The organism is Variovorax sp. 3319, from assembly GCF_031456585.1.
GTDB lineage: Bacteria > Pseudomonadota > Gammaproteobacteria > Burkholderiales > Burkholderiaceae_C > Variovorax > Variovorax paradoxus_P.
Map to the genome: position 1 here is coordinate 1 of NZ_JAVDUZ010000034.1, position 1,106 is coordinate 1,106.

General features: G+C 71.1%; 2 protein-coding genes. Both read left to right on the forward strand.

All coding sequences use genetic code 11. From position 1 onward, the window contains the following. Positions 1 to 527 (forward strand): cytochrome ubiquinol oxidase subunit I (locus J2X67_RS27690; protein ID WP_309958219.1); only part of this gene is annotated, 527 nt, incomplete at its 5' end. Continuing rightward, a partial coding sequence (gene cydB, locus J2X67_RS27695; protein WP_309958220.1) for a cytochrome d ubiquinol oxidase subunit II occupies positions 517 to 1,106 on the forward strand: 590 nt, incomplete at its 3' end. The genes J2X67_RS27690 and cydB, both read left to right, overlap by 11 nt.

Consider the following 1,106-nt stretch of genomic DNA (forward strand, 5'->3'; position numbering starts at 1 on the left):
TCGTGTTCTGGACCTTCCGCGCCATGGTGGGCCTGGGCGTGCTGATGATCGCGCTGGCCTTGTGGGGGCTGTGGCTGCGGCGCGGGCAGCGGCTGTTTGCCAGCAAGAACTTCCTGCGCTTTGCGGTTGCGCTCTCGCCGGCGGGGCTGGTGGCCATCCTGGCCGGCTGGTACACCACCGAGATCGGCCGCCAGCCGTGGATCGTCTACGGCCTCATGCGCACGGCCGATGCGGTGTCGCCGCAGCATTCGGCGGCGCAGGTGGGCTTCACGCTGGCGCTGTTCGTGGCGGTGTACCTGGTGGTGTTCGGCGCGGGCACGGCCTACGGGCTGCGGCTCATTGCCAAGGGGCCGGCGGGCGACGAGGCCGAGCGCCCGGCCTGGGGCGGGCCGGGCGAGACGCGAACGCCGATGCGCCCGCTGTCGGCCGCGCCCGAGGAGGACCGGGCGGATACGGACGGCAGGGCCGATCCGGCGGGCCGCCGCACCGGTGCGGCAAGCAAGGAGGGCGAGCGCGATGGGCATTGATCTTCCCCTGGTCTGGGCCGTGATCATCCTGTTCGGGATCATGATGTACGTGGTGATGGACGGCTTCGACCTGGGCATCGGCATCCTGTTTCCGTTCGTGCCGGCCAAGGAGGATCGCGACGTGCTGATGAACACGGTGGCGCCGGTGTGGGACGGCAACGAGACCTGGCTGGTGCTGGGGGGCGCGGGACTCCTGGCGGCGTTTCCGCTGGCGTACGCGGTGATCCTGAGCGCGTTCGCCCTGCCGCTCGTCCTGATGCTGGTCGGGCTGGTGTTCCGCGGGGTGGCGTTCGAGTTCCGCTTCAAGGCGCGCGCGGGCAAGCGCCGCTGGTGGGACCATGCCTTCATCGGCGGCTCGGTCACGGCGGCTTTCTTCCAGGGGGTGACGCTGGGGGCGTTCCTGAACGGCGTGCCGGTGGAAGGCGGCAACTACGCGGGCGGGCCGTTCGACTGGGTCTCCGCGTTCTCGCTTTTTACCGGCGCGGCGCTGGTGGCGGCGTATGCGCTGCTGGGGGCCACGTGGCTGGTGATGAAGACGGAGGGGCGCCTGCAGGCGCGCATGCGCAGCCTGGCGCGGCC